The sequence below is a fragment of the Paenochrobactrum pullorum genome (assembly GCF_041929845.1).
In the GTDB taxonomy this organism is placed as follows: Bacteria; Pseudomonadota; Alphaproteobacteria; order Rhizobiales; family Rhizobiaceae; genus Paenochrobactrum; species Paenochrobactrum pullorum.
The window spans coordinates 1-21,120 of sequence record NZ_JBHEEH010000021.1 but is presented as its reverse complement, the minus strand read 5'-3'; the positions used below and the strand labels follow the sequence as shown (position 1 = coordinate 21,120).

The 21,120-nt window shown below is 46.7% G+C and carries 16 protein-coding genes and 1 pseudogene; 13 read left to right on the top strand and 4 right to left on the bottom strand.

Annotated features, from left to right (window positions below):
* Positions 1-12 precede the first annotated feature (12 nt).
* Both JNC77_RS16260 and JNC77_RS16255 read left to right on the top strand, forming a co-directional pair.
* Positions 13-741 carry an SDR family oxidoreductase gene (locus tag JNC77_RS16260; protein ID WP_374834392.1) on the top strand — a complete coding sequence of 243 codons (729 nt, stop codon included), beginning with the start codon at positions 13-15 and terminating at the stop codon, positions 739-741.
* Between the two features lie 56 nt (positions 742-797).
* Entirely contained in the window at positions 798-2,405 is a 1,608-nt protein-coding gene (locus JNC77_RS16255; protein WP_374834390.1) for an FGGY-family carbohydrate kinase, read from the top strand.
* A 319-nt stretch (positions 2,406-2,724) separates the two neighbouring features.
* Here the strand turns inward: JNC77_RS16255 and JNC77_RS16250 are convergent, their stop codons facing one another.
* Positions 2,725-4,041 (bottom strand): NAD(P)/FAD-dependent oxidoreductase, encoded by a 1,317-nt coding sequence (locus tag JNC77_RS16250; RefSeq protein WP_374834388.1) that lies wholly within the window; start codon positions 4,039-4,041, stop codon positions 2,725-2,727.
* A 146-nt stretch (positions 4,042-4,187) separates the two neighbouring features.
* Between JNC77_RS16250 and JNC77_RS16245 the strand changes: the two genes are divergently transcribed.
* From JNC77_RS16245 to JNC77_RS16230, 4 genes and pseudogenes are all read left to right on the top strand, one after another.
* Positions 4,188-5,801 (top strand): ABC transporter substrate-binding protein, encoded by a 1,614-nt coding sequence (locus JNC77_RS16245; RefSeq protein ID WP_374834386.1) that lies wholly within the window; start codon positions 4,188-4,190, stop codon positions 5,799-5,801.
* A 158-nt stretch (positions 5,802-5,959) separates the two neighbouring features.
* A complete protein-coding gene (locus JNC77_RS16240; RefSeq protein ID WP_374834384.1) occupies positions 5,960-6,790 on the top strand; it encodes an IclR family transcriptional regulator in 831 nt (276 codons plus the stop codon).
* A gap of 802 nt (positions 6,791-7,592) precedes the next feature.
* Positions 7,593-7,922 carry a hypothetical protein gene (locus tag JNC77_RS16235; protein WP_374834382.1) on the top strand — a complete coding sequence of 110 codons (330 nt, stop codon included), beginning with the start codon at positions 7,593-7,595 and terminating at the stop codon, positions 7,920-7,922.
* Between the two features lie 36 nt (positions 7,923-7,958).
* Positions 7,959-8,716, top strand: a pseudogene (locus tag JNC77_RS16230) (IS6 family transposase).
* 127 nt (positions 8,717-8,843) lie between these two features.
* Here the strand turns inward: JNC77_RS16230 and JNC77_RS16225 are convergent.
* From JNC77_RS16225 to JNC77_RS16215, 3 genes are read right to left on the bottom strand one after another with little or no spacing between them, the layout of a single operon-like run.
* Positions 8,844-9,887 (bottom strand): NAD/NADP octopine/nopaline dehydrogenase family protein, encoded by a 1,044-nt coding sequence (locus JNC77_RS16225; protein WP_374834380.1) that lies wholly within the window; start codon positions 9,885-9,887, stop codon positions 8,844-8,846.
* A gap of 54 nt (positions 9,888-9,941) precedes the next feature.
* Complete coding sequence (locus tag JNC77_RS16220; RefSeq protein WP_374834378.1) at positions 9,942-11,603, bottom strand: hydantoinase B/oxoprolinase family protein; 1,662 nt, start codon at positions 11,601-11,603, stop codon at positions 9,942-9,944.
* A complete protein-coding gene (locus JNC77_RS16215; RefSeq protein WP_374834376.1) occupies positions 11,603-13,690 on the bottom strand; it encodes a hydantoinase/oxoprolinase family protein in 2,088 nt (695 codons plus the stop codon). The genes JNC77_RS16220 and JNC77_RS16215 overlap by 1 nt, the downstream gene beginning before the upstream one ends.
* A gap of 151 nt (positions 13,691-13,841) precedes the next feature.
* On the opposite strand from JNC77_RS16215, the gene JNC77_RS16210 reads away from it, so the two are divergent.
* The 7 genes from JNC77_RS16210 (at position 13,842) to JNC77_RS16180 (ending at position 20,801) form a co-directional block, all read left to right on the top strand.
* On the top strand, positions 13,842-14,474 hold the full coding sequence (locus tag JNC77_RS16210; RefSeq protein ID WP_374834374.1) for a GntR family transcriptional regulator: 633 nt from the start codon (positions 13,842-13,844) through the stop codon (positions 14,472-14,474).
* Between the two features lie 170 nt (positions 14,475-14,644).
* Entirely contained in the window at positions 14,645-15,487 is an 843-nt protein-coding gene (locus tag JNC77_RS16205; protein WP_374834372.1) for an alpha/beta fold hydrolase, read from the top strand.
* A 15-nt stretch (positions 15,488-15,502) separates the two neighbouring features.
* Positions 15,503-16,423: an ABC transporter permease gene (locus tag JNC77_RS16200; protein WP_374834370.1), complete on the top strand. Its 921-nt coding sequence runs from the start codon at positions 15,503-15,505 to the stop codon at positions 16,421-16,423.
* Positions 16,424-16,433: 10 nt separating this feature from the next.
* Complete coding sequence (locus tag JNC77_RS16195; protein WP_374834369.1) at positions 16,434-17,288, top strand: ABC transporter permease; 855 nt, start codon at positions 16,434-16,436, stop codon at positions 17,286-17,288.
* Positions 17,288-18,298, top strand: a complete 1,011-nt coding sequence (locus JNC77_RS16190; protein WP_374834368.1) for an ABC transporter ATP-binding protein — start codon at positions 17,288-17,290, stop codon at positions 18,296-18,298. The genes JNC77_RS16195 and JNC77_RS16190 overlap by 1 nt, the downstream gene beginning before the upstream one ends.
* A gap of 3 nt (positions 18,299-18,301) precedes the next feature.
* Positions 18,302-19,213: an ABC transporter ATP-binding protein gene (locus JNC77_RS16185; protein WP_374834366.1), complete on the top strand. Its 912-nt coding sequence runs from the start codon at positions 18,302-18,304 to the stop codon at positions 19,211-19,213.
* Positions 19,214-19,292: 79 nt separating this feature from the next.
* Positions 19,293-20,801: an ABC transporter substrate-binding protein gene (locus JNC77_RS16180; RefSeq protein ID WP_374834364.1), complete on the top strand. Its 1,509-nt coding sequence runs from the start codon at positions 19,293-19,295 to the stop codon at positions 20,799-20,801.
* Positions 20,802-21,120: the final 319 nt, after the last annotated feature.

The window sequence follows — 21,120 nt, the reverse complement described above, 5'->3', positions numbered from 1 at the left end:
AGGTTTCAAAAAATGGCTCAGGATCTCACAGGTCAGATTGGTGCTGTTACAGGTGCTGCTTCAGGGATCGGTTTTGAATGTGCAAAGCATATGATCGAAGCAGGTATGACTGTGTTTCTGGTTGATCGTGATGAAAAAGCGCTGCAGGAAAAATGTGCGGAACTTGGATCAAAAGCCAAACCATTGGTGATTGATTTGCTCAATCCAGAATCTGTCGCAACCATGATGCCGCAAATTCTGGAACAAGCCGGTCAGCTTGATGTGTTCCACGCCAATGCTGGTGCTTATTGCGGCGGGCCTTTGTGGGAAGGTGAGCCTGATGCGTGGGATCGTATGTTGAACCTGAACGTCAATGCAGTTTTCCGCACCATCCATGCAGTTTTGCCTCATATGATGGAACGCAAAACCGGTGATATCATTGTAACAAGTTCAGTGGCCGGTGTTGTACCGGTTATTTGGGAACCGATTTATACCGCATCAAAACATGCGGTTCAGGCCTTTGTTCATACGGTACGCAGGCAAGTAGCGCCGCACGGCATTCGTGTTGGCGGTGTGCTGCCTGGACCTGTCGTAACAGCCCTCATTAGCGATTGGCCAAAAGCCAAGCTGGAAGAGGCACTGGCTGCCGGTAGCCTGATGGAGCCAAAAGAGGTAGCTGAATCAGTCATATTCATGTTGACACGACCGCGTAATATTACCATCCGTGATCTGGTGATTATACCGCAAAGCCTTGATCTTTAATCTTTTATCACGGCTTTCATTCCTTTATTCAAACACTCCTGAGCGGGTCGGAGATCATGAACCATTATTATTTGGGTGTTGATGTCGGTACAGGCAGTGCGCGTGCCGGTTTATTTGATGCAAGAGGCAATTTGCTGGCCTCAGCCAAACGTGACATTACTATATGGCGCGAAGCCGGCAGCATTGTTGAACAATCAAGTGACAATATCTGGCAGGCCGTTTGTGAAAGCGTTCAAGAGGCCGTTCAGCTAAGCGGCATTTCTTCAAATGACATTGCAGGTATAGGCTATGATGCGACATGTTCATTGGTCGTGCTTGGCGAGGGTGGTAGACCATTAGCGGTCGGGCCGTCAGGTGATCCTGTCCGTAATATTATTGTGTGGATGGATCATCGCGCAGTTGATCAGGCCGAGCGTATCAATGCAACGGCAGCTCAGGTTTTAAACTATGTCGGTGGCACTATTTCTCCGGAAATGGAAACACCCAAACTATTATGGCTGAAAGAAAACAAACCGGACACTTTCAATAAGGCATGGCAGTTTTTTGATCTGAGTGATTTTCTGACGTGGAAATCATGCGGAAACCTTGCGCGCTCGGCATGTACAGTTACGTGCAAATGGACCTATCTCAGCCATGAAAACCGTTGGGATGAAACTTATTTCCGCGCAGTTGGCTTAGAGCAACTTGCAGATGAAGGGTTTTCACGCATAGGCACTGATATATGCGTAGGTGGTCATAAGCTTGGCGGTTTAAGTAATCAAGCTGCACAAGATTTAGGTCTTCTGCCAGGAACAGCTGTTGCTGCCGGACTGATCGACGCTCATGCTGGTGGCATAGGTACGGTCGGCGCGCGTGGTGATGCCGGTAACTTATTGACACGTATGGCTTATGTCTTTGGCACATCGGCCTGTACGATGACCACAACCGAAAAGCCGACTTTTGTGGATGGTGTCTGGGGTCCATATTATTCGGCTATGCTGCCGGATTTATGGCTTAATGAAGGTGGCCAATCAGCAGCAGGTGCTGCAATTGACCACCTGATCCACATGCATCCTTTTGCACGTGAAGCTGAAAAAAACGCTGCCTCTCAAGGGCTGAGCCTTGCAGATTATCTGGCAAACATCATTCAAGCTAAAGGCGGTGCTGCATCTATCAAGGCAATTGTTGGTGATATTCATGTGGTGCCGGAGTTTCTCGGTAATCGTGCCCCATTTGCTGATCCGGATGCACGGGCGATCATTGCAGGGCTAAATCTAGATGCAGGTATTGATAGTCTGGCGGGGCTTTATCTGGCCGGGCTTTGCGGGCTTGGCTATGGGGCACGGCAAATTGTTGAAGCGCAACGTGCAAAAGGCATTGTGACAGATACTCTAGTTGTTTCAGGCGGTGCAGCACGTTCTCATCTTGTTCGCCAAATTCTTGCAGACACAACAGAGCTGGTAGTTGCGGCCTCCAAGTCTGCAGAGCCTGTTTTGCTGGGATCTGCTATGCTTGGTGCTGTGGCAGCCGGTGCTTATCAGGACTTACCATCAGCGATGTCCAATATGTCTGAAATGGGTGATATCAACAAGCCAAGCGCCCACTCACAGCAATGGCATATTCAGCGCTTTAAATCATTTATATTACTACAAGAAACAGCTCGTCAAATTAGAGAGTTCTATTAATCATTTAAGGAACTATTTTCTAAAACTTATATCGATTATTTATTTCACAAGAAGCAAAATTTAGTGGCTTTGACGCCTTCATTATTTGCATTCTGAAGGCGCCTATAGGGAATAGAAAGTTAAAGAAACGTCCAGCCCGACATCCTTTTTTATGAAATAAACTTTTAAGATGGTAAATCAAAGTTTAATAAGACCTACTTATGAGCTCATTAAAACTGTATATCAGATTTACGATTTTAGCATACCATAAAGTTTACCCTGTGAACTGTGTTGCTTGAATTCTGAAAATTTATAAAAGGTCTGCCATAATCAACCTGTATCAATTGATACTTGTCGCAATTGTCCGATCCCATTTGTCACGCATTCGGTACCATCCTCCGACAATAGGCAAAAACCAAGTGCTCCCATTATAAAGTGGATTGGATGGAAAAGACGGGCGGTCAAAAGCGCATTGGTAGCCTTTTGCTACTGCAATTTTTCTAGCAGTTTGAAACCCGAGGTAAGTCATCATAGCAATGCCGCTACCGTTGCAGCCCATACAATAGTAAAGTCCTTGCTGTTGCCCCATATGCCCGGTTGCATCAAAAGTAAAGCCAAGCGACCCTGTCCACGCGTGGCTTACTTTAGTATCACTAAGCTGGGGAAAACGCTCGCTTAATGCCGTATGTAATAGGGACGCAATTTTTTCTTCACCTACTTCAGTAAAGCGTGCACGACCGCCAAAAATAATACGGCGCCCATCCGGTGAAGGGCGGTAATAATATAAAACGCGCTTGCTGTCTGAAAGCATGCGGCCATTTGGAAATAGCGATTTCATAAGATCTGTATCAATCTCTTCTGTTGCAATTATATGGCTGGCAACAGGAATGATACGTTTAGAAAAATGAGGTGTAACATTGGTTGTATAACCATTAGTTGCAACGATAACATCATTGGCCAGACAATTACCTTGAGCCGTACTGACGAGCCACTTATTGCCTTGTTGCTTGAGATTTTTGACTGGGTTATTGGATGAAAAACGTACACCTCTTCTTATGCAGGCATCCAGCAAGCCTTTGACATAGAGTGCTGGTTGTATGGTGGCGTTTCCCTCCGTGACCATGCCTCCATAGTAGAAGTCACTGCCAATTTCAGTTCTTTGCTGTTCTTTGGGGATCAGATAACTATGGGTGCGTGGATTTTTATTAAGCTCATCTGCACGCTTTTGCATGGCTTTGAAATGCGAAGGAGTGAATGCACCGGTAAAACTGCCTTTCATCGTAAAATGGCATTCGATTTGTTCATCTTCGATGAGTGAGCGTACCAACGGAAATGCTTGTGCAGCATCTTGACGTAGCTTGCGAATTTCTTCGTCGGGCAGGGTTTGTCGACCAGTAAAATTACGTCCGATTGATTGCGTTCCGCCAACACCCCCCCCATTTCGTGTGCTGGCTCCCCAACCGATCTCACGAGTATCAACAATAATAGCTTCGATGCCGTGTTTTGATAGTTCAAGTGCGGCTGAGAGACCGGCAAAGCCTGAACCGATAATTAAAACTTGTGCTTTTGCAGGCAGTTCCGCCTCTGCTTTCCAAGGCTGGAACTCCTCCCACCAATAACAGTCCGGTTTGAAGTCTGATGCTAAAATAGATTTCATGATGTGCCTCCCCAAAATCAAAAATAGGAACTTGACATTTTGCTGCTTAGCAAACATTAATTATCGTATGTCGATATTAATTAACGCTTAGCGATAATTTAAAAAGAAGGCAATCGTTAATTGCAATTGAAACTGGGAGGTAAATAATGAAAATTCGAACACTATTCTCTAGTGCATTGATAGCGGGAGTGCTTGTGTCAGGGGCTGATGCCTCAGTTTTGACGATGTGCACTGAAGGTAGTCCGGAGACATTCAATCCACAGCTGACTAATAATGGTGTTACTTCCAATGTATTGACGCAAATTTATAATGGGTTGGTTTCAGTAAGACAGAGAGATTTGTCCATTGAACCAGCCTTGTCTCAAGCATGGACTGTTTCAGAGGATGGCACTATTTATACGTTCAAGTTACGTGAGAATGTGCAATGGCAATCCAATAAGGAATTTACACCAACTAGGGCATTTAATGCCGATGATGTCGTGTTCAGCTTTGCTCGAATGATGGATAAAAATCATCCATATGCACTAGTAAGTGGTGGTACATATATTGGTTTTGAAAACAAGCTTGGCGATTTACTGCAAGAAGTCCGCAAAATTGATGATTTGACGGTCGAATTTCATTTGAGGCGCAGGGATGCGACATTTTTAGGTATTATGGCATTCCAACCAATGAGCATTTTATCTGCTGAATATGCCGGTAAAATGTTGGAGAGTGGTACGCCTGATAATGTCGACCGGATACCAATTGGCACAGGGCCCTTTCAGCTTGAAGCCTATCAATCGGATTCAATGGTGCGTCTGAAAGCTTTCCATAATACTTGGGGGGAAGCTGCTGAAATTAAAGAGAAGTCACCTTTAGTAGAAACTATTGTTATGGCGATTACTCCGGATGCTTCTGCACGAGTGCAACGTGCTTTGGCAGGGGAATGCCATATTGCACTTTTCCCTAATTTAGCAGACGCTGATGTGATCCGTAACAGCCACAAACTCGACTTGGTGGAAAATGAAATTGCATCATCCGGTTTTTTGACGTTCAATTTTAAAGATAGCAAATTTCAAGATCATAGAGTCCGTGAGGCTTTGGCGTTAGGTTTGGATTTGAACCGTTTGGTTGATGTTGTCTATCAGGGAATGGGACACCCTACAGCAGCAATCATTCCTCCGATGTTTTGGGGGCATAATGCTGATTTACAATTACGAGAATATAATCCAGAGCGAGCAAAAGAGCTTCTAATAGAAGCAGGATATCCGGATGGTTTTTCAACTCAGGTATGGGCCATTCCAGTTATTCGTCCATATATGCCGAACGGGCGTCGAGCAGCAGAAATGATCCAGGCTGATTGGGCGAAAATCGGTGTTAAGGTTGAAGTTATAAGTTATGAATGGGCTGAATATTTAGAGCGCTCAAGAGCTGGAGAAGCGCAGGTTGGTATGTTTGGTGGTAGCTGGGATTATCCTGATCCAAGCCAGATTCCAAATAGTTATTTCTCTTGCAATCTTAATGGTAAGCCAAGTCCGTCTAATATCGGAGCCTGGTGTGATGATGAGTATAATGATGTGATGCGCAAGGCCGCGGCAGCAACAAGTCAGGCAGAACGCGAGCCATTATATAAAGAACTGCAAACCATTTTTGATCGGGAAATCCCTGCTATTATTCTTGGCTCTGCTGATGCTTTAACGGCTGTAAATAAAAAAGTAAAAAATTATAACCCTATCGCTGTAGGGACGACATCCCTTGCCGGGGTTTCGGTTGAGGAGTAGACGTTAAATAAACAATAGGGCACCAAACTATGCTCGTGCCCTATTGTTTATATGATAAATTATTGCATTATTGGTGATGAAGCTTTGTGTACAGCCTGTTTTTAAATCGAAAAACCTGTTAAAGCTAAGAAAAACATAGAGTAGGATATAGATTTATCGTGCGGCAGACCATTGAAGAAATGACACCAGCAACCTATGGTTTGATTGAAAACGATAAGAAAGAAAATGACCTGTTTGTTGCTTCACTCGCTAAAGGTTTTTTGGTGCTTGAGTGTTTTCGCAATCAACGTGAAGGTTTAACACTTACAGAAATTACAGTTCAATCCAAGATTGGAAAAAGTGCAGCCCAGCGTGCAGTGGCGACTCTTCATAAAATCGGATATCTTGCAAAGAACGAGCGAACCAAAACATATAGACTTTCCCCCAAAATTTTGACGTTGTGCTGGGATTATCTCTCTGGATCAGATTTATCCAGCACTGCGATGCCTTTCGTGCGGCAACTGAGCGAGAGATTTGGCGAGACAGTAAATTTGTCAGAGCGCATTGATGATCAGTTGGTAGTGATTGGACGTTCTCCTGGTAAGCAGGTATTGACTATTAATGTCGGCATCGGCACTCGTTATCCTTTAATCAGCACGGCACCGGGTTTGGTATTATTAGCTTTTTCACCAGAAAGCCAAATGAAAGAGTTTATTGAAGCAGTCGATCTGGTGCGCTGGACTGATCATACAGTGATGGATAAAGCGCAATTGAGCGATTGGATAGGTCAAATTCGGATGGAGGGTTTTGCTATTGCCAATCAACAAATGCATGAAGGCGAAATATCAATGGCCGCTCCGATCATGTTGAATGATAGTACGGACGCGATTGCTGTTATTAATATGTCAGTGCCGACAAGTCGTTGGAATTTTGAAGATGCCCATTCCGAGCTCGCGCCGGCTGTTGCGCAAACGGCATGTTCAATTTCAAAGGCGCTAAGCCAGTTATAATTTAAGAATCTTCTCGATTCCACCAATTACCACCTTTGTTTTTGCTAACTAACCCCATTTGAAGCGTGTCACGGTCTCACTGTGGCTATAAGGTAGCCTTAATCTTGGTTGATATGGTTCATGGATAGATTGTTTGTTCTGCAGAATTGGTTGTCATCAACCATTATCGTGACCTAATGCTGCCCTCAGCATTAAGTTCCTGTAATCCATATATACTATGATAAAGATGCAAGCTCATGGGCAGCCTTTTCGATATTAAAAAGTGATCTCTATTATAAATAGATGATTAAGTTTGAATGTGAAAACTGCAATTTAAACGCAGCAGCACTTCAATAATTTAGGTTAATCTCAGAGCGCAAATTTATAGAAATAATATATTTTGCAATTTCCTATGAAATAATTTTCACTTTGAATTATTCTTGATAAGATTTTTTCGGGAAAATTAAGGGGGGAAGATAGGTGAAACTATCGGCGCATATTGACGCAAATAGATCACGTGTGACAACTCATCAGTAGAAAATTGCTGATTGTGTGCTGATCAGCCCTTTCTCGTTGCCACAATGGGTATTGAAGAGCTAGAGCATGTCTCCCAAAAGTGGATGCCGGTTTTGGGATAAAGAACATGTATAAAACAAAAGGTTAGAGCGAGCACAGTGCGTACGAGTAAGTGCGCCACGCTCTAGTCACAGCCACTCACACCTCAGCCGCGACCATTCCCGTTTTATCAAAAAGCTTGGTCTGCAAGGCATTCACAAAATGCTGTGCCCATGCCGTTCAATGTTATCAATCTTTGCTGAGGCAAGTGGAAAATATAGACCGCGCCTGTCATATTCCTCCACCGTTTGTGATTAAAGATGCCTTTAAAAGTGCCCTTTCGCATGTAGAAGCTGTTGTTCAAGAAGCAGACAATCCGGTTTGGGTTAGTGTAGCAATACGCATCCAGAATGCTCAGCATATTTCTTTCTTAGGTTTTGGTGTCAGTGGCAATTTACGCCAGCTTTTTTCTGACAAACTGCTCCCTTTAAGCCGTGCGCAAGTTATGCTCACCGGTGAGAAGGGTATGGAGCGAGTCGTTCTTAAAATTTCTGGGCTAGGTTCTGAAGGACTCTGTTGCAAAAACCACATTGCTTGACAGATAATAGCCTGTTCTGAGTGACAGGAGCAGGAAATGTCTGATTTCAAGTGGCGTCATTTTGAAGGAGAGGTCATTCTCTGGGCAGTGCGGTGGTATTGTCGCTACGGTGTCAGTTACCGTGATCTTGAGCAGATGATGGGCGAACGAGGCGTGGCAGTTGATCATTCCACTATTGATCGCTGGGTTCAAAAATACGCACTGGAGATCGAAAAGCGGCTGCGTTGGCACTGGCGCCGGCCACAATCTACGAGCTGGCGTGTGGATGAAACTTATGTGAAGGTCCGCGGACAATGGACTTATTTGTATAGGGCAGTCGATAAATTCGGTAACATGATCGATTTTTATTTGTCTCCAACCCACAATGCCAAAGCAGCCAAGCGTTTTCTCGGCAAGGTCTTGAATGGTCTTAAGGACTGGGAAAAGCCAACTGTGATCAACACTGCCAAGGCTTCAACTTATGGGATTGCCATCTCCCAATTGTAGGTCCAAGGTAAATGTCGCGCTAGCCTTGTACATCGGCAAGTCAATATCTCAACAATATTATTGAGGCTGATCTCAGTAAGCTGAAGCAACTGATCAAACCCGTGCGTGGGTTCAAGACGTTGAAAACGGCCTATGCGACGATCAAAGGTTTCGAGGTCATGCGCGCTTTGCGTAAAGGACAAGCTGCCTTTTTTAATCTCACCGGCGATATTCGTGGAGAAGCCCGGATTGTCGAACGAGCTTTCGGCATTGGACCGAGCGCACTCACAGAGGCGGTGGCGCTGCTCGCGCAGAATCTCGAAGGTTAGCGCGTGTGACCGCGGAGAAAACAGGACCTCTCCAACCAACTGGAATTTTTGCAATAAAGCCGTTACAATGCCCTTGATACGTCTTCAAACAGATCTGACGGTCACTCCAGCGAAAATCCATAGACACTTAGCAAACCTCATTTCTGAAAAAATTCAGAGCGGGTGCGAGCAGGCTATTTTCAGTAGTAAAATCACGGCCGTAAAGTGCGCTGAACATAGCAACTCCCGCTTTATGCAGCGGGACGTCTACAGCTTTAAGCTCCGCAAGTGCAATCACCTGCAAAATTCCGAATGGTATATCTTCCGTGACGAACCGTGTGCTCACGCAGGTTGGTCCCGGAGGCCCATTTCTTTGCTTGTGAACTACTGCCGCCATTTCGGCAATCGACATGCCTTTATCAAAGCCAAAGCTTAGCTGGTAATGTTCCTCAGCCGTGCGCACATGCACAGCATAAGCACGCGCGACAGCTAATCTCTCTTGATCAAGTGCCTCAATCAATCGCGCGACCGAAGGTGTGATTGCATCATAATTCGCCCAATATTCAGCTTTCTCTATCCGTGTAAAATTACACAGAGCACTTGCCATGTGAATAGGTGGATTGAGATTACTCAAAGCAATTGCAATCAAATTATCGGCTAAGCGAAACCGGTCACCAAAAAGATTTTGACATAAAGATAGCGCACATTCAGTGTTTTCTTCTGGCAAAACTGCCATTTCAAGCAAATTGCGCACACCACCAATAGTAACGTCGAATGCACCTTCACGACGCCCCATCACAACGGTAGTCGCGAATGCAATAGTCGTCGGTTTAACCTTGTGTTCAACGAATTTAGATGAGAGATAAAGAGCACCTAAAGAAAGCTGCGCGCTGATAATCAGTGTATGCTCATCGCTAATATGGGGCGCAATTTCATCAAAAACATATTTATGAGCATTTGCGGGCAAAGCCACAATGACAATCTTTGCATATTCCAATGCCTCTTCGACACTATGAGCCACTGCTGCGGTAAAGCACCCTGAAATAAGGCCAGAGGCTTTCACCTCAATCGCGGTTATGCTTGCCGTGTTTATGCCTGAAGGTGACCAAATCAGCGGCTGATGACCTGACTGGTGCAGCAATGCAACAGTTGCCAATGCCACACCGCCAGCCCCTAAAATCGCAACCTTCATGATAAATTACTCCACTATAAGAATAGGTTTGCGCCCGATATATACGCCGATATTTTATACATCGAGACCATATATTTCTCGGGCAGCTTTTTGCGAGATGCGCTCCTCTTTGAGGTCTCGCTTGATCAATTCACGATCTCTGTCAAGAGGATTACCGTAGCCACCACCCGAAGAGGCAACCATTGCCAAAGTTTCTCCGGCTGGCACCAAGCCGTTCCGATTTTTAAGTGGAGCGACATTTTTGCCTAATTCGACCTGCGTTGTCCGGCCATCTTGCGCACCAAAAAGACCCCATGGTGCGACAATAGAATTAGTGCCACCTGCATTGACCGTAGCTGTGTGATCAAGAACTCTGATTTTGCGGCGCATGGTCATACCGCCACGCCATTTACCGGCACCGCCGGAATCCTGAACCAGCTCATAACGCTCCACCATCACTGGGTGTTCAAACTCCAACGCTTCCACCGGAATATTGGCGGTATTGGTTGTATGAACTTGAACACCATCCAAGCCATCTTGCGAAGCACGGCCGCCCATACTGCCACCGCACATTTCATTATAGACATAAAACCGTCCGGTTCTTGGATGAACACCAGAGAAAGTCATCAAGCCCCCGCCGGTGCATGCAGCACAGATACGCTCGGGAACGGCTGCAGAAAGCGCCGTGAAAATCATATCAACCAAACGCTGGCCGATATCGGTACGAGTATAAACTGCAGCAGGTGAAACTGCATTAAAAACAGAGCCCTCATCTGCAATCACATGGATAGGTCTGTGAAGGCCGGTATTGGCCGGAATATCTGGATCAACCAAAGCTTTTACCGCAAAGTAAACGGTCGCTAAAGTGGCAGTATAAACCATATTGATACCGGCACGAACCTGTTCCGGATTATCACGCAAATCAATGGTGATTTCATCCTTATCGACAATCACCTTTACCTTCAGATGTAAAATCTTGTCATAAGAAGGCGTGTCGAAATCGCACTCATGCGTATAAATACCGTCAGGGATAGTGCTAATACCTGCGCGGGTTTTACGCTCGGCATAATTTAAAATCTGAGCGCCTGCTGCCCTGACAACAGGTTCGCTATATTTGTCGCAAAGTGCCTGATAACGCTGCACGCCCAGCCGGTTGGCCGCCATTTGCGCACGAAAATCATTAATACGTTCCTGCGGCACCTGACAGTTGAGCAGAACCAAATCCATAATGTCCTGCTGCAAAACTCCTTGGCGATACAAGCGTACGGGCGGGATACGCAATCCCTCCTGATAAATATGCGCATGGCCACGATCAACAAAATCGGAGTGATGAGCCAGATTGCTCACCCATGCGACAAGGTTTTCTTCATAAAAAACAGGTTCCAGAAACACGATGTCATTCAAATGTGTTCCGCCGCCTGTATGCGCATCATTGCCAATGAAAACATCACCGGATCGAACGGTTGCTAGATCGGTATTTTTCAAGACCCAGTCGGCAATGCCCAACAAGGAACCCAAATGAACCGGAATACGTTCAGCCTGTGCCAATGTATTCCCTTCAGTATCAAAAATAACTGTCGAGCAATCCTGCCGCTCTTTGATATTTGTCGAGTAAGCAGCACGTACAATCGCTTTGCCCATTTCTTCAACAATGGTCATCAGCGCACTACCAACCACCTCAGTGGTCACAGGATCAACAGCGACATCTGTCATCAATGGTTTCATCACTTTGTTCATTACTGTGCCTCAATCATCAAGTTGAGATAATCGTCAACGCGTGCAATTTGCTTTGCCAGCACCAATGTGGTGGAATCCATCTGTTCAATAATTGCAGGCCCTTGAACGATATGACCTGGCTGTAAAAAATCGCGGTCATAAAGTGCTACATCAGCGAAACTAGCTTTTTCAGGCAACCACAGTGAGCGTGTCCCAATAATTGCATCTGCCACATCTCTGCTGGCGGCAGCATGTTTTTTAAATGCAACTTTCGGCACGGATCCGATGGCTTCAATACGCAATGTTGTTATCTGAATCGGTTCTTCATCAGCCACATAACCATAAAGCTGACGATGTGCGTCTTCAAAATTTTGACGTAATGCATCAAGCACATCGCTTGGTGCGGCATCTTTAGGCCAATCAATGGTCAGCTCATAGCCCTGCCCGCCATAGCGCATATCAACCGCACGGTTCACAATCCGGTTTTCTTGCGGAATGTCTTCATTGACAAACCATTCATCAGCACGCTCTGACAGCTGGTCAAAGCCATTATTCAATGTTTCAAGGCAACCATCATGCAAACGCACCATACGGGTAGTTGCCAAATTGGTACGGAGATCGGATTGCAACAAACCGACAGCACACATAATGCCCGGATGTTTGGGGATCATAATGCGCGGTATATCAAGCTCTTCTGCAAGACGCGCCGCGTGAATTGGGCCCGCACCACCGAAAGCCAGCATCACATAATCACGTGGATCATAGCCGCGCTCAACCGAAATCACACGGATAGCCTTAGCCATATTGGCAATCACGACACGGATGATGCCTTGAGCAGCTTCCATCACGCCGATATTTAACTTTTCAGCTAAACGCTCCATCGCCGCAAAAGAGGCCGCTGCATCAATCGTCATGCGTCCGTTGAGAAGATGTGTTTGGTTCAAGATCCCAAGCACGACATTGGCATCGGTGACAGTTGGCTCCTCATTGCCAAGCCCATAACAAACAGGCCCCGGCGCTGCACCGGCTGAACGCGGACCTACCTTCAAAAGACCATTATCCACATAGGCAATTGATCCGCCGCCTGCACCAACAGTGTGAATGTCGAGCATCGGAACTTTCAGCGGATAACCATGAACTACAGTGTCATTCGCCATTTGAGGGCGGCCATGATCGATCAAGGAAACATCGCTTGAAGTGCCGCCCATATCAAATGTAATGAGATTATTATTACCCGTCAGCTCGCCAATCTGCACAGCCGCCATAACACCGGCAGCAGGGCCTGATAAAACCGTACGAACGGGCTGCATTTTAGCCGTATCACAAGAAATAACACCACCATTGCTTTGTGTCAGATGCGGCTTTGCATCAACACCAATGGCCTCAAGACGTGGCGCAAGCTTATTCAGATAAGCACTCATAATAGGCCCCAGATAAGCATTAACAACAGTCGTGGAAAAACGCTCATATTCACGAAATTCCGGCGCGATTTCATGAGAAACCGAAATGAAAACTTCCGGGTATTCTTCCTCTACGATCTCACGAATACGGGCTTCATGACGGGGATCAAGAAATGAAAACAGGGTGCAGATTGCAACCGCACCGATTTTTTCTTCTTTCAACCGCCTGATGGCTTTACGCACATCGTCCTCATCAAGTGGTGTCTCGACCGAGCCATCAAAAAGAATACGTTCATTAACCTCAAGGCGTTTATCGCGAGTGACTAGAACCGGCGGTTTGGTTGTTTGCAAGTCATAAAGATCGGGTCTTTTTTGCCGTCCGATCTCCAAAACGTCACGAAATCCTTCTGTCGTAATCAAACCTGTTTCGGCGCCACGCCCGGTCAGCAAGGCATTGGTGCCAACTGTCGTGCCATGTCCGAAATAACTCACTTTACAGTTGCTGTTTCCGGTATTTTTTGCTTCGCGCAAAGCCTGCTCTATGCTTGTCGCAATACCTTCTGAAGGATCATGCGGCGTGCTTGGCACTTTCCAAACCAGTATTTCACCAGAACTCTGATCAAAAATGCAGACATCGGTGAAAGTTCCCCCTGAATCCACACCGACGCGTAAATTTTTAGAAAGTGGCTGAACTTGTTCTTTTGACAATGGAATATCCTCACATGATCCGCATCGGGACAGGCAGGCAAAGTTTAATTATGGTTGAATTTCATTATTATTTACTAAATTGGCGCCAAAAATGTTGACTGTCAAGTGTGCAATTTTATGTTAGGTTAAGAAAAAACAGCGGAACGATTTTATGAAACAAGATTCGACAACTCTGTCAGACGGCCTTGCCGAAACAATCGAACGTGATATTTACCGCGGCGCCTTAGCACCCGGCATGTGGCTGAAGCAAATTGATCTTGAAGAGCGCTATGGTTGTACCAGACTGGCACTGCGTCATGCTCTGGAACAATTGCAAACACGCAAGATTGTTCGCCGCGTTCTTAATCGTGGCTATTATGTTCCTGATGTAAACGAAGATAATGTGCGCGAAATCATGCAGGCGCGCGCCTATGTCGAAATGTCTATTTGCAATGATCTTGTTAAAAATATCAATGCTGATTCAATAGCTAAACTCTCCTATTTAGCGAAGTTATTTGCAGACACAATTAAATCCGGAACTGTGCTGGAGCAAGACGAAGCAAATCATGCATTTCATCGTGAGTTGCTTTTATCCTGCCCGAACAAAATTATGACCGAAATTATTTGGGAGTTAAGATTTCGTATCCCTATCACTGTTCAGCGCACCAACAACACCTCAGCCCGCCTTGAGCGCTCTGCGCGCGAACACTTTGAAATGGTTGAAGCCTTACGGATTAGAGACGCGCAATTACTTAAAAATATCATGGCGTCTCACGTGACTTATCCTCTCGAAGCCGAAAAATAAAAATACTCTTTTTAGGTTATTTTTTAAAAAAACCATCCTCCCTAGCAAATACTGTTTGAAATTGGCGCCAAATTAGTGTCATATTTCTTTATACAAAAATAATTCTGGCTATAACAGAAATACGGGAACGTCTAGCAGCAGCCATTTTGTGCTGCGTGTGAGGAGTGATAATGCCTACCATTGAGCTGAATGGAGCCACATTCGCGTATGATGATATTGGTGCGCGTGATGGCGAGCCAATAATTGCGCTGCACGGCGGACGCGGTATCGGCGACCGCCATGGCGAGTTTAACGCCTGGAAAGCCCTAGCCGACGAATACCGTTTCATTGCCTATGACCAGCGCGGCTGCGGTGAAACAAGCCTGACGCAACCTTTTACTTTCGAGCAAATGGCCGACGATGTTGAAGCATTCCGCCAAGAGCTCTGCGGTGGTCGAAAAATCATTCTTCAAGGTGGCTCTTTTGGCGGCATGATCGCCTTAACCTATGCGGTCAAATATCCGCATGGCCTCTCCAGGCTGATTTTACGCGGAACTTCGCCAAGCCATCATAATGAAGATGATGCTTTTGAAACATTTCGCGCCCGTCTTCACAAAGCGCCGAGTGCGTCTGAAGCCATGCTGCGTAAATTATTTTCAGATACAGTCATCGACGATTTGGAGCTGCGGCTGATCTGGCTGGCACTACAACCGCTTTACTATGAAAAGTTTGATCCGGATGCAGCGCTGGCAAGCACGCATAAAATGCATCTGCATGCAGAAACACACAATGCTCTATTTAAAGAGCGTAGCTACGATCTGCGCGATAAATTGCCCGACATTAAAGTACCCACCCTTGTCATTGTAGGGGCACAAGACTGGATCTGCACGCCTAACCATTCCCGTCTCATTGCCGAGAAGGTTCCCAATGCCGAGCTTCTGGAAGTGCAAGGTGCCAATCACGCCGTTCATATTGAAGCGAATGCTTTTGTTGTGACCGCAGTACGTGATTTCTTAAAGCGTACTGACAGTTAATCTACGGAGTGCGGCATGGTTCATTACTTCCTGTCGAAACTGCTGGAGGCTCTGGTTGCTGTCTGGGGCGTGCTGACAATTGTCTTTTTTGTCACGCGCATTCTGGGTGATCCGGCAGCTCTTTTGTTGCCTACTGGCGCCTCAGCGCAAGAGCTTGATGCATTGCGTGTACAGCTTGGGTTAAATCAACCAGTGCTAGATCAATATCTGCATTATTTGCTACAAATATTGCACGGGGACTTTGGTGTGTCTTTCCAGTTTCAACGCCCCGCTCTTGAAGTTGTTATGGAGCGAATGCCGGCCACGTTGGAGTTGGCCTTTGCCGCCATCTTGTTCGGTACTTTGTTTGGCGTCATTGCCGGAACTATCGCAGCACTTAACCGTGGCAAACTTGCTGAATTGATAGTGATGGTTTTTGCGCTTTTAGGACAGGCAACACCAGTTTTCTGGCTGGGCATTATGTTCGTTCTGCTTTTCGCCGTCGAATTAGGTATTCTGCCAACCGGTGGCCGCGGTACACTTGCCCACACAGTTTTGCCCGCTATGACACTTGCTATTTTTGTCTGCGCTTCTATCGCCCGCCTTTTACGTTCCAGCCTGCTGGATGTTTTGCGTGAAGATTATGTGCGCACCGCGCGCGCCAAAGGGCTCATGCCGCGCACTATCCTGATTTGGCATGTCGCACGTAATGCACTTATTCCTGTTGTGACAATGATCGGCATTATTATGGGCGAGCTCCTTGGTGGCTCTGTGGTGACTGAAACGGTTTTTGCCTGGCCGGGCATCGGGCGCCTTATCATCCAAGCCATCGAAACCAAGGATTTTCCGGTTATTCAAGCAGGCGTCATGCTGATCGCTTTTATCTTCGTCGCCATTAATCTGCTGATTGATCTGGCATATGGTTTTCTTGATCCGCGCATTCGCGAGCGGCGTTAGGAGGGGCACAGTGAAACAATTTTTCTCAAGCTTGCTTCGCTCGCGCGCCGGATTGTTCGGCTGGGTCATCCTGTCTTTATTTGTGCTGATTGCACTCACGGCGCCATGGCTTGGCTTGCAAGACCCGCTCAAAGGCGCATTGAATGCCCGCCTTAAAGCCCCGACATGGGATGGTGTATTCAGTCCCGGTTCTTACCCGTTGGGCACAGATCAATTAGGGCGCGATATTTTAAGCCGCATTGTTTATGGCTCACGAGCAACACTGGCCATTGCTGGCATGGCGGTCATTTTGGGAGGCATTATCGGGGTCAGCCTTGGCATTATCGCCGGTTATTATCGCGGTTTTGTCGACTCCTTATTAATGCGTCTTGTTGATATCCAGCTTGCCATCCCTTTAATGTTAATGGCTTTGCTGATTGTTGCCGCCTTTGGCCCCTCCATGACCAATCTTGTCATTGTACTCGCGCTGACAAGTTGGATCAGATATGCGCGTATTGTGCGTGGGCAGGTTCTGGCTGTGCGTGAGCGGGAATTTATTATTTCCACCCACGCTATCGGCGCGTCCACCATGCGCATTATGTTCCGGCATATTTTGCCCAATATTTTAACGCCTGCACTGGTTGTCGCCACTCTCGAACTGGCGCGCATCATTATCATGGATGCTGCTCTCAGCTTCCTCGGCCTCGGACTGCCGCCGCCATCACCAAGCTGGGGACGCATGCTGGCAGACGGCCGCACCTACATGACAACAGCATGGTGGGTTGTAACCTTCCCCGGCCTTGCCATTGTCCTGACAGTTCTCAGCGTCAATCTGGTCGGCGACTGGCTGCGTGACTATTTTGATCCGCGTCAAAGGAATTTTTGATGGCCGAATCTTTGTTGGAAATCCGTAATCTCAGTGTGGTTTTTGATACGCCTGCCGGAACGGTTCACGCGGTCAATAATGTTTCCTATACGCTACACAAAGGCGAAACCCTTGGCATTGTTGGTGAAAGCGGTTCAGGTAAAAGCGTCCATGCTCTGGCAATGCTCGGCCTGATACCCCAACCGCCGGGGCGCATTGTTTCAGGTGAGGTTCTCTTCGAAGGACGCGATCTGCTGAAAATGAGCGAAGCAGAACTGCGTGATATCCGTGGTCGCCAGATCGGCTTTGTCTTTCAAGATCCGATGACAGCCCTTAACCCTGTTTTGACCATTGAACGCCAACTAATAGAGCCACTCATACGCCATCAAAAACTGAGCAAAACCAAAGCCCGTGAACGTGCTGTAGAGCTGCTGGAATTGGTGGGCATTCCATATGCCAAAGAACGGCTCGGACATTATTTATTTCAGTTTTCCGGCGGCATGCGCCAGCGCGTCATGATTGCCATCGGCATTGCCTGCAATCCAAAACTCTTGATTGCTGATGAAGCAACAACCGCATTGGATGTCACCGTACAAGCGCAGGTTCTTGATCTTGTCAGAGATTTGAAAAAGCGTTTTGGCACGACCGTTATATGGATTACGCATGATATGGGCGTAGTCGCAGGACTGGCTGATACAGTTCAGGTTATGTATGGCGGACGCATCATGGAACGTGGCCCCGTCGAGCCGATATTCTATAACCCTCACAGCGCCTATACATGGGGTTTGTTACGCTCGCTGCCATATGGGCAGGCATTATCCATGCGCCGCCTCTATCAAATTCCCGGCCAGCCACCCAATCTCTTGCTTAACCCAAAGGGCGACCCGTTTGCGCCGCGCAATGAACTTGCCACCCCCAGATGTTTTGAAGAGGTTCCCCCTTTGCGCCAAGTTCAAGGCAGCGATGAAGGGCATCTGGTTGCGGCATGGTATGACTTGCCAGCAATACTTGCTGCCCGTGAAGGAGCTTGAACGATGAGTATCCAGCAAAACCCACTGGTTTCAGTTCGCAATCTCGTCAAACAATACGGCGGCAAGAAAGGTTTTTTCGGCGGCGGCAACAGCTTCTCCATCAACGCTATAGACGATATAAGTTTTGATATAGCGCCTGGAGAAACATTAGGTTTAGTGGGCGAGTCCGGCTCAGGGAAAAGCACCACCGGCCGCGTTTTACTGCAACTGGAAAGCCCGACTGCCGGTGATGTCTTTTATAAAGGGCACAATATCGCCGGTTTGAAAGCCGCGGCGATGAAACCCTTGCGCCGCGAAATGCAGATTGTGTTTCAAGATCCCTATTCCGCACTCAATCCACGCATGACGGTTGGCGATTTTGTTGCCGAACCGTTGCTTATTCACGAGCCGTCATCCGCCGCAGAACGTCAGGAAAAAACAGCAGACCTTTTTCGTCTGGTTGGTCTCGACCCTTCTTTTATGTCGCGCTATCCGCATGAGTTTTCCGGTGGCCAGCGTCAGCGGGTCAATATCGCCAGAGCTGTAGCTTTACGCCCGAGCTTCATCGTTGCCGATGAGCCGATCACGGCCTTGGATGTTTCCATTCAGGCGCAAATTATCAACCTCTTTCAAGATTTGCAGGAAGAGCTTGGCCTCGCCTATCTCTTCGTTGCGCATGATTTATCGATGGTACGTTATCTCTGCCACCGTGTTGCAGTGATGCTGCGCGGAAAAATTGTCGAGATGGCACCGGTCGCCACATTATTTGAAGATCCGCGCCATCCTTACACGCAGGCTCTTTTAACAGCAATACCTGTTCCTGACCCCAGAATTGAAAGAGCAAGAAGGCATATCGCCTTTGATCTAAATCTGCATGGCCCCAAAGCCGGACAAAAACTGCAAGAGGTCACACCTGAGCATTTCGTGCTGATGTAAAGCAAAGGCACAATTTAAAAAATAATGCCTGCATTCCAAACATTATTGATCAACCTGCATTCTGTGAAAGATAGAGAACATGCTTCAATATACTCGTCGTATTTTATTGGCCGGTGCAACCAGTTTTCTGCTTGCTACACCTCTCGCTGCTGCCCAAAACAATGATAGTGTAACAATTGCAGTCAGCAATGCCATCAACACTTTAGACCCGCATATGACTGCATCTGTCGGAACAGATTTAAGTGTTTTGAGCCATATTTATGCGGCCCTTGTCTTGCGCGGGCCTGATTTGAAATTACAGCCGTCTCTTGCACAATCATGGGAGATGACTGATGATCATACTTGGCGTTTCAAACTGACACCGGATGCGCATTTTTCCAATGGCGAGAAACAAGATGCCAAAGCTGTTAAGTGGAACCTTGATCGTGTTCTAGACAAAAAAGTCGGCGCACGTATCGCAGGCTGGTTTTCATTGATCTCCGAAGTGCAAGTGATTGATGATTTGACGGTCGATGTAAAAACATCCCAGCCATATCCTGCATTTGCCGATCAACTATCAATGTTTTTATTGTTGCCGCCAGAATGGGCGGCACAACATAATCCGGCCAAAGAAACCATGCCAGGTGGCCGCTACAAAATCATTGAAAATGTACCCGGCGATCATATCACTTTGGAGGTGAACGAAAACTACTGGGGTGATGCACCAGAAATCAACCGCGTTATATTTCGCACAATTCCCGAAATCAGCAGCCGTGTTGCAGCTTTGATGGCCGGTGAAGTCGATCTGGTGACCGGAATTCCAACCACCGAGCTGGAACGCATCAACGGCTCAGGCAAAGCATCCGCCAATGCAATCGACTCCATCCGTATGATGCTGGCTAAAATCAACCATGCCAAAGCACCGATGGAAAATCGTGCTTTCAGACAAGCCTTAAATTATGCCGTTGATAAACAAGGTATTGTCGACGCAATTTTTGACGGCAAGGCCACCATTGCAAATTGTCAATTATTGTCGGCTCCTTATGTCGGCTATAATCCTGATTTGAAGCCTTATCCTTATGATCCGGATAAAGCTCGTGAGCTCTTAAAAGAATCCGGCATTAATCTTTCACAACAGATCGAGCTTGAAGTTCCGACCGGCACTTATCTGCAAGGCGATGAGGTCACGCAAGTCATTGCATCACAACTTCAAGATGTCGGCTTGAATGTCAAAATCACCGAGATTGAATTTGGTGCGTTCATGGACAAGCAATTACGTGCCCGTGATCTGGCACAATTGGCGGTCCAGGGTTTGGCATGGCCAACTATTGATGCCGATGGCATGCTAACCATGTTTGCACCTGGCAATGTTTATGACTATTGGAACAATACCGAGTTTGGTAAAATACTTGATGAAGCACGTATCACCACTGACAAAGAAAAGCGTAATGCTCTTTATGCCGACGCTACTAAGCTTATGTGCGATGAAGCAGCATCCCTTTTCTTATATCTGATGCCTACATCCTATGGCGTATCCAATCGTATCGATTGGTCTGCCCGTGGTGACGACTGGGTTCGTGCCTTTGATATGAAAATCAAAGAACGATAAAATTCTATAACTCATAACAAACTCCGGAAACTATACAGGTTTCCGAAGTTATGTTTTTATAGGGTTGCGTGACCTTTATGCCGTAAGCCAGATTATGCCGCATAGCCGAGTTCATTGACTGGTTTGCCCGAATTCGGCCATGCAGCAGTTCGGCATAATCAGAGCGATTCCAGGAATGTGAGCAACTCGTCGTTGGGACAATACCGTCTTGGATGTGTTTCGGGGTTGGCGACCTGCGCGAGTGTACTTTCTTCGTAAAAGTGGAGAGGCGTTTTATATTAAACAGCCGTTCTCTCGAACTGAGCTGTGCTCATATAGT

Bases quoted from the DNA above. Each gene is read 5' to 3' on its own strand.
- JNC77_RS16200 (WP_374834370.1), top strand. From the start codon at position 15,503: ATGGTTCATTACTTCCTGTCGAAACTGCTGGAGGCTCTGGTTGCTGTC.
- JNC77_RS16180 (WP_374834364.1), top strand. From the start codon at position 19,293: ATGCTTCAATATACTCGTCGTATTTTATTGGCCGGTGCAACCAGTTTT.
- JNC77_RS16255 (WP_374834390.1), top strand. From the start codon at position 798: ATGAACCATTATTATTTGGGTGTTGATGTCGGTACAGGCAGTGCGCGT.
- JNC77_RS16210 (WP_374834374.1), top strand. From the start codon at position 13,842: ATGAAACAAGATTCGACAACTCTGTCAGACGGCCTTGCCGAAACAATC.
- JNC77_RS16185 (WP_374834366.1), top strand. From the start codon at position 18,302: ATGAGTATCCAGCAAAACCCACTGGTTTCAGTTCGCAATCTCGTCAAA.
- JNC77_RS16220 (WP_374834378.1), bottom strand. From the start codon at position 11,603: ATGAACAAAGTGATGAAACCATTGATGACAGATGTCGCTGTTGATCCT.
- JNC77_RS16245 (WP_374834386.1), top strand. From the start codon at position 4,188: ATGAAAATTCGAACACTATTCTCTAGTGCATTGATAGCGGGAGTGCTT.
- JNC77_RS16260 (WP_374834392.1), top strand. From the start codon at position 13: ATGGCTCAGGATCTCACAGGTCAGATTGGTGCTGTTACAGGTGCTGCT.
- JNC77_RS16225 (WP_374834380.1), bottom strand. From the start codon at position 9,887: ATGAAGGTTGCGATTTTAGGGGCTGGCGGTGTGGCATTGGCAACTGTT.
- JNC77_RS16190 (WP_374834368.1), top strand. From the start codon at position 17,288: ATGGCCGAATCTTTGTTGGAAATCCGTAATCTCAGTGTGGTTTTTGAT.
- JNC77_RS16250 (WP_374834388.1), bottom strand. From the start codon at position 4,041: ATGAAATCTATTTTAGCATCAGACTTCAAACCGGACTGTTATTGGTGG.
- JNC77_RS16205 (WP_374834372.1), top strand. From the start codon at position 14,645: ATGCCTACCATTGAGCTGAATGGAGCCACATTCGCGTATGATGATATT.